The sequence below is a fragment of the Acinetobacter sp. ANC 4910 genome (assembly GCF_004331035.1).
GTDB lineage: Bacteria > Pseudomonadota > Gammaproteobacteria > Pseudomonadales > Moraxellaceae > Acinetobacter.
On sequence record NZ_SJNT01000006.1, the window covers coordinates 114,325 to 128,456 of the forward strand.

Consider the following 14,132-nt stretch of genomic DNA (forward strand, 5'->3'; position numbering starts at 1 on the left):
CTGGTTTACTCCACGAAGCGCCCTTTAATGGCAAACAAACCTTGTGGACGTTTCTGAATAAACAGAATCACAAGCACCAACAGAATAATTTTGGCCAGTACTGCACCTAAACCAATTTCCAACACCGTCCCACTGATGCCCAGACCCAAGGCGGCCAGTACGGCACCCCAGACTTGTCCAACACCGCCAACCACAACCACCAAGAAGGCATCAATAATGTAGTTTTGCCCCAAGTCTGGACCGACATTCCCCACTTGCGCCAAGGCGCAGCCTGCCAAACCAGCTAATCCCGAACCCAAACCAAATGCCAACATATCAATGCGTGCCGAGCGAATGCCCACCGCACGAGCCATCTGACGGTTTTGTGTCACCGCTCGAACAAATAAACCAAAGCGGGTTTTATTGAGGAGATAGACCAACAGCAAGAGCACTGCGACGGTAAAGACAATGATGGCAATGCGGTTATATGGCAGCATTAAACTTGGCGTTAAAGAAATACCGCCTGAAAGCCATGAAATATTAGAGACTTCAACATTTTGTGCACCAAAAATCATCCGCACCAATTGCATCAGGATGAGGCTAACGCCAAAGGTTGCCAGCAAAGTTTCCAGTTGTCTGCCGTATAAGGGACGAATCACAGTGCGTTCAATCAACATACCAATCAAGGCACTCACCAAAAATGCGGCTGGAATAGCGATCACTAAGTACCAGTCTAGATATTGTCCTAAATGGGTTTTAAATAGGCTTTGCACCACATACGTGGTGTAGGCACCGATCATAATCAGCTCACCATGTGCCATATTAATCACGCCCAATAGACCATAGGTAATCGCTAAACCCAAAGCCGCCAACAGCAAAATACTAGCGGTACTGAAGCCTGAAAAAATGTGTCCTGCCCATTCACTGGCTTGTAAGCGAGTTTTAATACTGCTTTTTGCAGCCTGCAAAGCCGCTTCAAGCTCAGGATTTAGGTTCGCTTGGGTGAGCTCTTGCTCCATCACGGCTAAGACATCAGGACGATCCGATGTGGACAAAGTCTGCACGGCCTGTAGCTTGACCAAAGCATCGGGACTGTTTAAATCCATCCGCGCTTTTAACTGTGCTAAACGCGCTTTGACTTTGTTGTTCTGTTCTTGCAGATAGAGTTGGCGAATCCAAACTGGATCGAGTTCATCTAAATTATTTTCTAGAATATCAATCGCTTCTAAACGTTGCGTCGTTTCATCCGATTTCAATTTTACTTTAGCTTGCCCAAAACTGAGTGCTTTACGCAACGTATTCACCAAAGTGACTTGAGATAAATCGGCAGGCCACGTACTTAGTGCTTGCATGGCAGGATATTGATATAACTTCTCATCATTTTTTAAGAGATAGGTTTGACCTGCGCCATCTCGATACAGTTCATTTTGATCAATATACGCCACCAATTGATCGAGGCTTTCAATACTGGCAGGCCATTGGTTTAACATGGCACGGCGTTCAGCAAAATCAGCCTTAACAAAGCGCTGAATCGGATCAGCCTGTTGCACTTGAAGCGGCGCATTGGACAATGATGTTTCGGCCCACACAGGATGGAAGAATAATTGCAGGCAGGCGCACAGCAGCGCTACACAATAGCTTTTAATCGACATGAAAAGACTCCCCCTCACAAGGCACATGGTCTGTTATCGGAATGAATAAAACGAAAAGACCTGCTGCCGTAACAGCAGGTTGAGGGGAGTTATTTTGGAATGTACGGGCTCCAAGGCTCCGCTTTAATGGTATTGGCGGTTTTATACACCACATCAAACTGACCATCGCCACGAATCTCACCAATCATGACTGGCTTGTGTAAGTGGTGATTGCTTTCATCCATTTTTAGGGTATAGCCTGACGGTGCAGCGAAAGTTTGACCTGCCATGGCATCCCGAACTTTATCAACGTCGGTTGTACCCGCTTTTTCTACTGCCTGCTTCCACATGTTAATCCCGACATAGGTCGCTTCCATGGGATCATTGGTCACCAATTTATTTGCATTTGGTAGTTTGTATTCCACCGCATACTGCTTCATTTTGTTCACGAACTCAGTATTTTTCGGATTTTTCACCGACATGAAGTAGTTCCATGCCGCCAAATGACCTACCAAGGGTTTGGTATCAATCCCCCGTAATTCTTCTTCACCGACCGAGAACGCCATGACTGGAATATCCGAGGCTTTAATACCCTGATTACCTAACTCACGGTAGAACGGCACATTTGAGTCGCCATTAATGGTGGAAATGACCGCGGTTTTCTTGCCTGCTGCAAATTTCTTCACATTACCGACAATGGTTTGATAGTTGCTATGACCAAATGGCGTGTACTCTTCCATAATGTCCGCATCGGCAATGCCTTTCGACTTTAGGAAAGCCCGTAAAATTTTATTGGTGGTGCGTGGGTAAACATAATCGGTGCCTAACAATACAAAACGTTCAGCTTTCCCCCCTTCTTCACTCATTAGGTATTCCACGGCTGGAATCGCTTGTTGATTTGGGGCTGCACCCGTATAGAAAATATTCTTCGACTGCTCTTGCCCTTCATACTGTACAGGGTAGAACAACAGACCATTCAACTCTTCAACCACAGGCAACACCGATTTACGTGATACCGATGTCCAACAGCCAAAAATCACTGCCACTTTATCTTGGGTAATCAACTGACGGGCTTTCTCTGCAAACAACGGCCAGTCCGAAGCAGGGTCAACCACCACAGGTTCTAATTTTTTACCCAATACCCCGCCATTGGCATTAATTTCATTAATCGCCATCAGTGCCGTATCTTTCAGCGAAGTTTCGGAAATGGCCATAGTGCCTGACAGAGAATGTAAAATACCCACTTTAATGGTGTCGCCACTGGCTGCAGGTGCTTTGGCTTCTGATGCCGCAGTTTCGGTTTTTTCTGCCGGTTTTGAACAACCTGTTAATGCCATGCTCCCTGCTATTGCTGCCGCCAAAAGGGTTTTGCTCAATAATTTTTGTTGGAACATCTTCAGTTCTCCACGCATTTTGTGATTTTTGGTTATGTCTGCCCAGAGTATTCAATTTCCATGCCAACTGAATAAGATGTTGTTTTTATTATATTAAATATTAAAATTCGATTTATTTCATTGATCTTGTATACATCATTGCATACAAAAAAATGCTTACCGACCTAAAATGACGCAAATTTGTTCATCTTTCCATCATAGGATTGGTTGATAAAGAAATGATTATGATTTTTAAAAATAGGTTTACTCTTCTTGCCAATATTGTTCTAAAGCGTCCAAGATATCTGGATAGTGATAAACCTCATCTGGTTCATCCAGTAAGAACAAAAGATAAGATCTGACAGCAGAGCGTTGTTCAGCATTGAATAAGCTGAATTTTCTGTCCGTATGAGGATCTAGTCGTGTTAGCTTAAAAATTAAGTCAAATCGATACTCATCATTTAAACTTGCCAATAAAAAGGCAGGCAAATGAAATAACATGCCCTGAGCATCAAAAAAAGATAGGCTGCTGTTACAGCGATTCAAATCATCAACCGAGATCTTTTGCCAATTTAATTTTTCGTCTTTGGTACGATAAGCCAAGCGTTCTGCTTGGCTAACATAATCATCTATCGCTTGCGCCTCATACAAGCCAATACCCTCTTGTAAGGTGACTTCAGCAAAAGCACTACTAATCTTTTGTTTCACTTGGTCTAACTCTTGCCAGCGTGGCAAGAGTTCTTCAGCTTCTACAATCGTGACCAGATCATAGCCCTTGTTACGCATTGCCTGAATATCATCGGGTGAAGGATACTTTTTCATCAGACTGCAATATCTGCCAAATTTCCCTTTTGTTCTAACCACTGCTTACGGTCGCTTGAACGCTTCTTGGCCAATAATTTGTCCAATAAAGTTGTGGTTAAATGACTATCATCTAAGTCCAATTGCACCAGACGACGGGTGTTCGGGTCCATTGTGGTTTCACGCAATTGGCTGGCATTCATCTCACCCAAGCCTTTAAAGCGAGTAATTTGCGGATTTTTGGTTTTGGCTTTCTTGAGAATTGATTCAAGCTCTTCTTCATCCAAGGCATAATGCACGTCTTTGCCGTCATCAATACGGAACAAAGGTGGCATCGCCACATATAAATGTCCTTCTTCTACCAAGGTCAGGAAATGTTTCACAAACAGCGCACACAACAGTGTGGCAATGTGCAGACCATCTGAATCAGCATCCGCTAGGATACAAATCTTGCCGTAACGCAATTCGGATAAATCATCACTGCCCGGATCAACTCCGATCGCAATCGCAATATCATGCACTTCTTGGGAAGCAAGCACCTCATCGGAAGAGACTTCCCAAGTATTTAAAATCTTGCCGCGAATTGGCATGATGGCTTGGAAATTTTTATCGCGTGCCTGTTTGGCCGAACCGCCCGCAGAATCTCCTTCTACAATAAACAGTTCAGAATCTTCTCGGGTTTGCCCGACGCAATCCGCCAATTTACCCGGCAAAGCAGGTCCCGATACGATTCTCTTACGTTCCACTTTTTTCGCAGCTTTTAAACGACGACCAGCTTTGGAAATCGCCATTTCTGCCAGTTGCATAGCAATTTCAGAATGCTGGTTCAACCACAGTGCAAAAGCATCTTTGGCAATGTTCTGTACAATACCCGCAGCTTCACGGCTAGAAAGGCGCTCTTTGGTTTGCCCTGAAAATTGCGGTTCTTGGAATTTCAGTGACAAAATATAGTTCACACCATCCCAAACATCTTCTGCAGAGAGTTTTAAGTTGCGCGGTAATAAATTACGCAGCTCACAAAACTCACGTAAAGCATCCGTGACCCCTGAACGAAGACCGTTGACATGCGTTCCGCCTTGCGCCGTTGGAATCAGGTTGACATAGCTTTCCTGAATTTGCTCGCCACCTTCTGCATTCCAGCAAATGGCAAATTCTGCACTGGCACGTTCGGCATCCCCTGTAGCCACAAATGCAGGTGCAGGCACAATTTCACGGTCTTCCAGTTCGTCCATTAAATAATCGACCAGACCATTTTCAAATTGCCACTCAATTTTTTCGTCGTTGATTTCATCGACATAAATAATTTGTAGCCCTGCCGCTAAGACCGCTTTGGCTTTTAAATTATGTTTCAGCGCTTTTAGGGCAAATTTAGGAGAATCAAAATATTTCGTTTCTGGCCAAAAGTGTACCAAGGTTCCTGTGGCCCGTTTCGGGGCTTTGCCCTCTAAAACTGTCAAAGGTGCAACAGGTTCACCCTGCTCGAATGCCATTTGGTAGAGGTTACCCTGACGCTGAACTTCCACTTCTACACGGGTTGATAAAGCGTTCACGACAGAAATGCCTACACCATGTAATCCCCCCGAAAACTGGTAGTTATCGGTACTGAATTTTCCACCTGCATGCAGTTTGGTTAAAATAATTTCAATCCCGCTTTGCCCATATTCAGGATGAATATCCACGGGCATACCGCGGCCATTGTCCGCAACAGCCAAGGAGCCATCTTTATATACCGTCACCGTAATTTTATTGGCATGCCCCGCCAGCGCTTCGTCCACCGCATTATCAATGACTTCCTGAGCCAAATGGTTCGGACGAGACGTATCGGTATACATCCCCGGACGACGACGGACAGGGTCCAAACCAGATAAAACTTCAAGCGATTGAGCCGTATATTGAGACACGTTGTACGATTTCCTTATAATCTGGAAGACGAAAAAAATTGTAAAATCATGGGGATTTTAGCAGCAAAATCATCCATAGCATGGTTGCCATGCGCTTCGGTCATAACCAAAGCACGCGGTTGCTGCGACGCATAATAACGTTCCGCTTCACGATAATCTAAAACATCGTCGCCTTGTTGTAATAACACCAGCACTTTGTCTGCTTGCTGAACATTTGGCACGGCAATTTGCTCTAAATAGTCTAATTGTGCCTCATCTAAGATCCATTCAGGATGAACCTGATAGGGAAGTTGCTGTTGCCCAAATAAATCACGGAACAATTGCCATGGTCGCATAGCAGGATTAATCAAAACAGCAGGCAGCGCATACCTTGCGACCAATTGTGTCGCATAAAAGCCTCCCAGACTACTGCCGACCAAAGCGACATCCTGATGGGCAAGTACCAAATCTTGTAACACTTGCAGGGCTTGCTCAGGTGGCATATTTAAGTCGGGCACATGGACAGTCAAAGTGTCATCTTGCACACAATACTGTTGTAACTGCTGTGCTTTGATTGATTTTGGACCACTTTGAAAGCCGTGGATATAAATAATATTCATATTTTCTGGTTACGTAGGTTATCCCTTCATCCATTTTTCATCATTCTGACGCAGGATTATTCTAAATTCGTCGAAAGGCTCGAATTGTTAGACAAAATAAGCCCTATTTCAGGATATTCATCGGTATTTTAAAATTATTCGAGCTGTACTCGATATGATGAAAACTGAAAAAAGTTATACCTCTATCTTAATCAAAATGAAAGCGTTGAGATGAGACAAACAAAGCATAAAGGATAACAACAAATGCCGAGTTTAACACCGCTGCATGAAACTTATTGTAAATGGGATCGGACGCCACCCAGCCAAGCTGATTTGCTGGAAGGTCTGGCTCAGTTACTGAGTACGCCCTTAAACAATGTGGTGCAAGATTTTATGCGTACCATTCAGCGGGAAATCTTCTCAAGTATTTTTGGTCTCGATGAGCAAGAATTCAGAAATTTGCAAAACCGACCGCAGATTGTTCAATTTAACCGCTTAAGCATGAGCATATTAGAAAATTATGGACATTATCTTTTAGCACCAGGCTTACGCCAAATTATTGAAAAATATCCAAAACTGCATGAAAAACCGCTTACTCCGACTCTGCATTTCTTAGTGGGTGCGGTGAATGGGGTATTGGGTGACTATTTACTGAAATATCATAATCCAATGGCACTACCAATGGTGCTCTATGATCACTACGGTGAAATCCAACGCGGGGATTTATCGGGACGTGTGGTGATTTTTGTGCATGGTCTGTGTATGAATCATCTCGACTGGACCAACCGTAATAATGGCGGTTTTGGCGAAAAACTGTTGGCGCAACGAGACCATAACACCATGTTGTACTTGAACTACAACACAGGACGTCGTATTTCAGCCAATGGCCGCAGCTTGGCCAATACCTTAGAAGACCTGATTCAGCGTAACCCGCGCATTACCAGTCTTGATATTATTGGGCATAGTATGGGCGGACTGGTTGCCCGCAGTGCCTTATTCTATGGTAAGCAAAATATGCATCAATGGCTGCACATGGTCGAAAACTTGGTCTGTCTAGGTTCACCGCATCATGGCGCGGTACTGGAACGTTTTGGCTTTGCCGTTCAAGAAAAACTGGGGCGCTTTCCAATTGTGAAACTGGTCGGGCATCTGGTCAATATTCGTAGTAATGGTATTTTAGATTTACGTTATGGCAGTGTCCGTGATGATGATTGGGAGCATAACGAAGCGCGGATTGGCTTCTTTGACGATAACCGTAAACCTGCGCCGCTACCTTCGCATATCAATACCTATTTGGTCGCGGGCACACTCGAATTGGAACACCGTAAAAACAAAACCTTAAAAGTGATTGGCGATTATTTGGTCAGTGTAAAAAGTGCTTTGGGTGAACACCCTAATCCGCGTTTTCAATTGAAATTGCCCGAATCACATAAAGCCATTTTTTACGGTCTGAATCATTTAGAAATTCAATATCACTCCAGCGTGGCAGAACAAATTGTGCATTGGTTCTATCCTGAAAAAGCGCAGCATCACCAATTACATGCACATGAACATATGATTGGTTTAGATGATTTTGAAGGCATTGCCCTGACCTAATACCACATAAAAAAAGCCAACAACTGTTGGCTTTTTTATATCTATTGAACAATAGTCGCTATTATTTTTTAGCTTTCGCTGCGGTTGGATAACGGCGCACCAATTGCCATAGACTCACCACGGCCAAGACCACGAAAAATAACAATGACCATACAGGCAAAGACTGTCCCAAGAATGTCCAGTCAATCACAGCACACTCGCCTGAACCTGTGAGCACTTGTGCCAACACGTTTTTCAGTGGCAAAGCATCTATCAGATAGTTTAAACCCGGACCACAGCTCGGCACCTGATCGGGTGGTAAGTTCTGTAACCAGACATGACGTGCTGCAACACCTGCCGACCATAAAATAGACAGGCTACCCAGTAAGGCATAAATGCGTTTTCCTGCCGTAGACTTTGGGTTATGAATCAATGCAATCAGGGAAATAAAGCCCAATCCCATTAAACCTACACGCTGAAAGACGCACAGCGGACATGGAGATAAGCCTTGGACATGTTCAAGATACAGCGCAAACGCCATACCCACAATACTGGCAATCACTAAAAACCCGCTCACGAAGCGAAAACTCCATTGCATGGTCAAACCTCTTAATTTTTATCGATAATGTGCAAGATATTCGTCAAAACTGATGTCGGTATCTTGTTCAAGTTGTTGTTGCTGTTGTAGCGATGTCTGTGCCAATTCATCAAAATAAGCCTGTGTTTCAGGGTTTAATTGATGCTGTTCATACACTGCCGTATGTTGTTGAGCCATCATGCTACCAAAATTCCATGTCCCACCATGTGTGAGGGTATCCGCAATCACTTGTGCTGAAAGCGTATGATCTACCTCATCAATACGTTGTTGCATCAGCTGTAAAGCTTGAACATACAACTGCGTGGTATTGGCTTGATCCAGCAATTCTGCGAAGGGCTGCATCGCATCCAGATGTTTTTGACACCAAGCTTCAATCTGGTAATCCTGTCCATCTTCCACAATGTGTGCATTCGGTGCACGCCCCCGATTGACCACTTCAGCCTGATTCTGTTCAATCTGCTCTTGCTCAGCATCTAACAGCGCAGGACTGTCTTGTAATAAACAATACAATGCCAAGACTTCCAGAAAACCAGCGCTGCTTTCATCAATTCCAATCGGGCTATACGGATTCACATCCACCGCACGCAGCTCGACATAACCCACACCACGATTCGCTAAAGCGTCTGAAGGTGTTTCACCCGCCTGAGGCACCTGCTTTGGTCGCACTAGACTGTAGTACTCATTTTCAATTTGCAGGACATGGTCATTAATTTGGGTTGGCTCACCTTGCGCATCATTTAACCCTAAACGGCTAAAGTCTGCATACGGAGTTTTGACCGCTTTTTGTAATCCGTCTAAATAGCCCTGAATGTCATTATAGTGAATGCCCAGCTGCTTCTGCGCTGAATTCTGATAACCAAAACGTCCCATACGCAAAGCAGTGGCATAAGGTAAATATAACGTCCCTTTTAACAACGGCAGCAAATGATGCTCACGCCCCGTCATAAAACACTTACACACCGATGGACTCGCACCCAACAAAAACATCACCAACGGCGTTAGACGAATGAAATTGCGAATGAGGCCAAAATAGCGATGGCTACGATAATCTTGTGCAGACAGTTGACGTAAATCAGGATCGGTTTCTTGTTGTTGTAATGTGCTGAATAAGCGGTCTGGGAAAGATAAATTATAATGTATCCCAGAAATAGTCTGCATACGGCGACCGTAACGGATACCTAAACCATGACGGTATAGCGTCTTAAAACGACCAATATTGGAACTGCCGTATTGTGCCAAACGAATATTGTCTTCTTGATTGTCCAACATACAGGGCATCGACAAAGGCCAAAGTTTTTCTTCATGCTCTAAATGGCGATGCACCACAGCGTGAATATCGGTCAGATAAGACAAGGTTTTGGCAATACTCTCTAGTGGAGGGGTAATAAACTCCATCAAAGCTTCTGAATAATCAGTAGTAATATGCGGATGGGTCAATGCCGATCCCAAAGCTTTAGGATGATCGGCTTGCGATAAAAAACCATTGCTTTGCATCCGCAAACTTTCACGTTCTATACCACGTAACATCCCGTGTAACAGCGAAGAATCCACCCAAGTCGGAAGTACAGCTTGAGAGGTCGATTCGGGTTGACTCATTATCATCTCGCTTTTTGGAAGAACTACTAAAATAAAATCATCAGTTTATATCAGTATACTGTGATTTGATGCCGCCATATGACCCGCTGTCTATTTTTCCAACAGATTCACAACATTTGTTGTTGCTGCCGAAAAGGTTCAGTAAATCAGATAAGTAGCCTTAATATGGGTTACATCGGCCATGTTCAACAGCACGACATGAAAAATTATTAAAAAGTATGCGCTATGCGGCAATTTTTTATCACAAAGTTACTCTATAAGACACCCAAAAAATATGATTTTATGGAAGAATAAGTGCTAAGGATCTGTAATAAAAATGAATTATCAGGATATTTTAAGCTTTTGGTTTGCCCCTGAAACTCAACCAAACTGGTTTGCCAAAAGTAGCGAATTTGATCAAATGTTAGCAGAAAAGTTTGCTCAGATACATCAACAAGCCGCTTTAGCTGAACTGTGGGAATGGCGCCAGCAGCCTGAAGGACGTCTTGCCGAAGTGATTATTCTGGATCAGTTTTCGCGTAATTTATTTCGTGATCAAGCACAGGCTTTTGCACAAGATGGACTTGCGCTCTGCTTGGCACAAGAAGCCATTTTGGGGCAACATCACTTACAGCTTAGCCCTGAACATTGTTATTTCTTATACATGCCCTTTATGCACAGTGAGTCGCAACGTGTACACGAATTTGGGTTAAAATTATTTGAACAATTAGGGCATCCAATTGCCTTAGAATTTGAACGACAACATAAAGCTATTATTGACCGATTTGGACGCTATCCACACCGAAATCACATTCTAGGACGAGCGTCTAGTGCTGAAGAATTAGAATTTTTGACAGAACCGAATAGCCATTTTTGACCCTGAGTGGTGTGTCGTCTTTCTCTCCCCTATTTCATCAGCAGTTTGCGGAGTATAAACATGAAAACTAAGCTTATTGCCCTGACTCTTCTCACACTCGCGCTTGCGGGCTGCGCCTCTACGCCTTCCAAACCTCGAACCTTCGATCAATTGGGGCGGTTTAATACCTACCCCATGAACATGCAGACCTATCGGATTAGTTTTGAAGCTGACCCGAATATGAACTATGGCGTCGCGGAAGAAATTACCTTGGTCAAAGCAGCACAAACCGCGCTTCAAAATGGCTTTCGCTATTTTAAAGTCCTAGATGACCCCAGCAATCTGACCAATAAACCACCCCGTCAGGCTGTCGTGTATCGCTCACCGTCTTTCTACCCTTATGGTTACTATCCACGTGGCTATTACCGCCGCTATCCAGGCTATTGGCCAGACCCATTTTATGACACGCCGCAAGTGGTGAATATTGACCCTGTACAAGTGTCCTATACCATTGAGTGTTTTAAAGAAAAAGGTAAAGTACCGAGCGATGCTTTTGATGCCACACTCATCTTACAGTCTTTGGGAAAAAAATATGGACTTACGCCGACAGGTGAAGTGATTCAACCCCAACCCGAAGTATCCGCTCCAACTCAAAAATAAAATTAGGACCATTCTATGCCTGTAGCGACCACCAGTTCTGAAAGCTTGCAACGAAGTAAACGCTTCGCAAATATCGCTTTATTGCTGGCGGTCATGACATGGATTGTCCTTATGGTACTTGCCAAATTCATGCCTGAGTACGCTTGGCTGATTCATATTCTCATGTTGTCCGCAGAAGCAGGTATGGTCGGTGGATTGGCAGACTGGTATGCCATTACGGTGCTGTTTCGCAATCCTTTTGGGAAACTGCCAATTCCCAAGTTTTTACGTGACCATACCGAGATTATTCCACGTAATAAGGCTCGCATTGCCGAGTCTATGGGGCGTTTTGTACAAGAAAATTTTCTCTCTCCCCACGTGGTTGAACGCAGTCTTCAAAATATCGACTTGAGTCTGGCCATCGGTCAATGGTTAGCCAATCCGCATAACAACACGCAAGTCACGCAAGTGATTCAGCAAACCGTCCCGAAAATCTTTGACTTTGTTGGGCAAGAGCAGATTGGTCGCTTTATTCAAAACAATAGCGTGCAATGGGTTCGCAACACCAATATCAACATGCTGGCCAGTGAAATGCTGCGTGCAGTGATTGAAAATGATTTCCATCAAGATGTATTGCAACGTGGCTTAGATGTCGTACATGACTGGATGATCCACCATCCAGAGCAAACCCGTGAACTCACACAAAAGCTGTTTAAAGAACTTGGGGTCTCTAAATTGGCCAAAGGCGCCAGTTGGATTGGCATTGATGTGCAACAACGCACCATTGACTCACTGATTGAACGGGTCGAATCCATGCTCGCCAATCCAGAACATCCTTGGCGACAACAGATTGAAGAAACTGCCCAAGAACTGATGCTGCAATTAACCGATCGGAACAGCGCAGCAAGCCAACGCCTGAATCAGGGTAAAGATGCCTTACTGGATAGCCCTCAAGTATTGAATTTTATTCGCGGTGCGGTGGTGATTTTATGTGATGCCATCAAAGCCGATTTAATGCAGCCTGATTCTGGCATTGCAGCAAATCTACGCGTGGCGATTCAACAGGTCGGGGAAAACATTATTGCCAATCAGGCCGTCCGCCAGTTATTAAATGATCGCATGAGCGGTTTGGCGGTCAATTTGAGTGATCAATACAGTGAAAAAGTGATTCGTTTTATTAGCGAACGCATTCACGAATGGGACTCCCGTGAAATGATTGGCAAAATTGAAAATGAAGTGGGTGGCGACCTGCATATGATTCGCGTGAATGGCGTGGTGGTGGGTGCCTTTATTGGTCTCGCACTGGGGATTATTCGTGCTGTGGTGGATTTTCTGCTTTAATTTACGGCAAAGTTCAGATCGAGAAATAAATGGATTTAAACTTGTACAAGCCCTGCAACATGCTAAATTAAATCGGTTTATTCTTCCTTGAGTCTGCGGTCATGCTTGAAATTCATTCCAAACTTCCTGCCCAAGGGGTCACGATTTTTAGCCAGATGACGGCCATGGCACAACGGCTGAATGCGCTGAATGTATCACAGGGCTTTCCCGACTTTGCGCCCCCGCAAGCCTTGCTCGAAGCCTTAAGCCATGCGACCTTACACGGATCTAATCAATATGCAGCAGGTGATGGTTTACTGGACCTACGCCAACAAGTCGCACAACAGTTTCTACAGCGCGATCAACTGAATCTCGATCCCGTCCATGAAATCACCATTACACCTGGGGCGACCATTGCTTTATTTAGCGCCATTCAAGCCCTTGTAAATGCGGGTGATGAAGTCATTGTGTTTGATCCGAGCTATGACAGCTATGCGCCAAGTATTGCCTTGGTCGGTGCAAAAGCGATTCATATTCCTTTAATTGCACCGCATTTTCATGTGGACTGGAACCAAGTTGCCAACGCAATTAATGCCAAAACCCGCATGATCATTGTCAACACACCACATAATCCAACGGGAGCGATTTGGTCCAAGCAAGATTGGCAACAGTTGATTCAACTGATCCAAAACCGCAATATTGTGGTGCTGTCAGATGAAGTCTACGAACACTTGGTTTACGATGGACAACAGCACTATTCAGCCTTGTCTTTTCCAGAGCTGCGTGAACGGTGTTTTGTGGTCGGTTCATTTGGAAAAACCTTCCATGTGACCGGTTGGAAAACAGGCTATTGTGTGGCTGCCCCTGAGCTGATGCGGGTCTTTCGTCAAGTCTATCAATTTGCCAATTTTTGTGGGGTCACTCCAGTCCAAGTCGCTTTAACACAGTACATGCAACAACATCCTGAACATATTCAGCAGCTTGCTCATTTTTATCAGCAAAAACGTGATCTCTTCAATGCAGGATTAGCAGCTTCCCGATTTACATTGACGCCCTCTCAAGGCACCTATTTCCAAAATCTGGATTATCGTGCGATTCGCCCCGATTTGAATGATGTTGACATGTGCCACTTCCTTGCCGAACAGCATGGCATTGTGGCGATTCCTATTTCCGTGTTTTATCAGCAGCCTCCCGCAGATTTACGTCTGATTCGCGTCTGCTTTGCCAAAACTGAACAGACCTTGACTCAAGCGACTCAAATTCTCAGTGCGGTATAACCGCGCTGAGGGATTAAAAATCTAAAGCC

Annotated in this window: 12 protein-coding genes; 5 read left to right on the forward strand and 7 right to left on the reverse strand. The window is 44.4% G+C overall.

What is annotated here, in order from left to right; genetic code table 11:
- Nucleotides 1–5: 5 nt before the first annotated feature.
- From urtB to E0H82_RS08510, 5 genes are all read right to left on the reverse strand, one after another.
- Entirely contained in the window at nt 6–1,631 is a 1,626-nt protein-coding gene (gene urtB, locus E0H82_RS08490) for an urea ABC transporter permease subunit UrtB (protein ID WP_131264232.1), read from the reverse strand.
- An 89-nt stretch (nt 1,632–1,720) separates the two neighbouring features.
- Complete coding sequence (gene urtA, locus E0H82_RS08495) at nt 1,721–3,004, reverse strand: urea ABC transporter substrate-binding protein (RefSeq protein WP_131264233.1); 1,284 nt, start codon at nt 3,002–3,004, stop codon at nt 1,721–1,723.
- Nucleotides 3,005–3,247: 243 nt separating this feature from the next.
- Nucleotides 3,248–3,805 carry a DUF6714 family protein gene (locus tag E0H82_RS08500; RefSeq protein ID WP_131264234.1) on the reverse strand — a complete coding sequence of 186 codons (558 nt, stop codon included), beginning with the start codon at nt 3,803–3,805 and terminating at the stop codon, nt 3,248–3,250.
- Nucleotides 3,805–5,685 carry a DNA topoisomerase IV subunit B gene (gene parE, locus E0H82_RS08505; protein ID WP_131264235.1) on the reverse strand — a complete coding sequence of 627 codons (1,881 nt, stop codon included), beginning with the start codon at nt 5,683–5,685 and terminating at the stop codon, nt 3,805–3,807. Before parE ends, E0H82_RS08500 begins: the two co-directional genes overlap by 1 nt.
- Nucleotides 5,686–5,699: 14 nt before the next feature.
- A complete protein-coding gene (locus E0H82_RS08510) occupies nt 5,700–6,284 on the reverse strand; it encodes a YqiA/YcfP family alpha/beta fold hydrolase (RefSeq protein WP_131264236.1) in 585 nt (194 codons plus the stop codon).
- Between the two features lie 243 nt (nt 6,285–6,527).
- Here E0H82_RS08510 and E0H82_RS08515 point away from each other — a divergent pair, with 243 nt between their 5' ends.
- On the forward strand, nt 6,528–7,859 hold the full coding sequence (locus E0H82_RS08515; protein ID WP_131264237.1) for a hypothetical protein: 1,332 nt from the start codon (nt 6,528–6,530) through the stop codon (nt 7,857–7,859).
- Nucleotides 7,860–7,920: 61 nt separating this feature from the next.
- Here E0H82_RS08515 and E0H82_RS08520 read toward each other — a convergent pair whose 3' ends face one another.
- Together E0H82_RS08520 and gshA are read right to left on the reverse strand one after the other, a co-directional pair.
- Nucleotides 7,921–8,436 (reverse strand): disulfide bond formation protein B, encoded by a 516-nt coding sequence (locus E0H82_RS08520; protein WP_131264238.1) that lies wholly within the window; start codon nt 8,434–8,436, stop codon nt 7,921–7,923.
- Between the two features lie 18 nt (nt 8,437–8,454).
- On the reverse strand, nt 8,455–10,032 hold the full coding sequence (gene gshA / locus E0H82_RS08525; RefSeq protein WP_131264239.1) for a glutamate--cysteine ligase: 1,578 nt from the start codon (nt 10,030–10,032) through the stop codon (nt 8,455–8,457).
- A 316-nt stretch (nt 10,033–10,348) separates the two neighbouring features.
- Here gshA and E0H82_RS08530 point away from each other — a divergent pair, with 316 nt between their 5' ends.
- The 4 genes from E0H82_RS08530 (at nt 10,349) to E0H82_RS08545 (ending at nt 14,103) form a co-directional block, all read left to right on the forward strand.
- The gene (locus E0H82_RS08530; protein ID WP_131264240.1) at nt 10,349–10,888 is read left to right on the forward strand and encodes a DUF924 family protein; all 540 of its coding nucleotides are present in this window, start codon (nt 10,349–10,351) and stop codon (nt 10,886–10,888) included.
- A 60-nt stretch (nt 10,889–10,948) separates the two neighbouring features.
- On the forward strand, nt 10,949–11,527 hold the full coding sequence (locus tag E0H82_RS08535; RefSeq protein WP_131264241.1) for a CC0125/CC1285 family lipoprotein: 579 nt from the start codon (nt 10,949–10,951) through the stop codon (nt 11,525–11,527).
- A 15-nt stretch (nt 11,528–11,542) separates the two neighbouring features.
- Nucleotides 11,543–12,847, forward strand: a complete 1,305-nt coding sequence (locus E0H82_RS08540; RefSeq protein WP_131264242.1) for a DUF445 domain-containing protein — start codon at nt 11,543–11,545, stop codon at nt 12,845–12,847.
- A gap of 101 nt (nt 12,848–12,948) precedes the next feature.
- Nucleotides 12,949–14,103 carry a methionine aminotransferase gene (locus tag E0H82_RS08545; RefSeq protein WP_131264243.1) on the forward strand — a complete coding sequence of 385 codons (1,155 nt, stop codon included), beginning with the start codon at nt 12,949–12,951 and terminating at the stop codon, nt 14,101–14,103.
- The last annotated feature ends 29 nt before the right edge of the window (nt 14,104–14,132 follow it).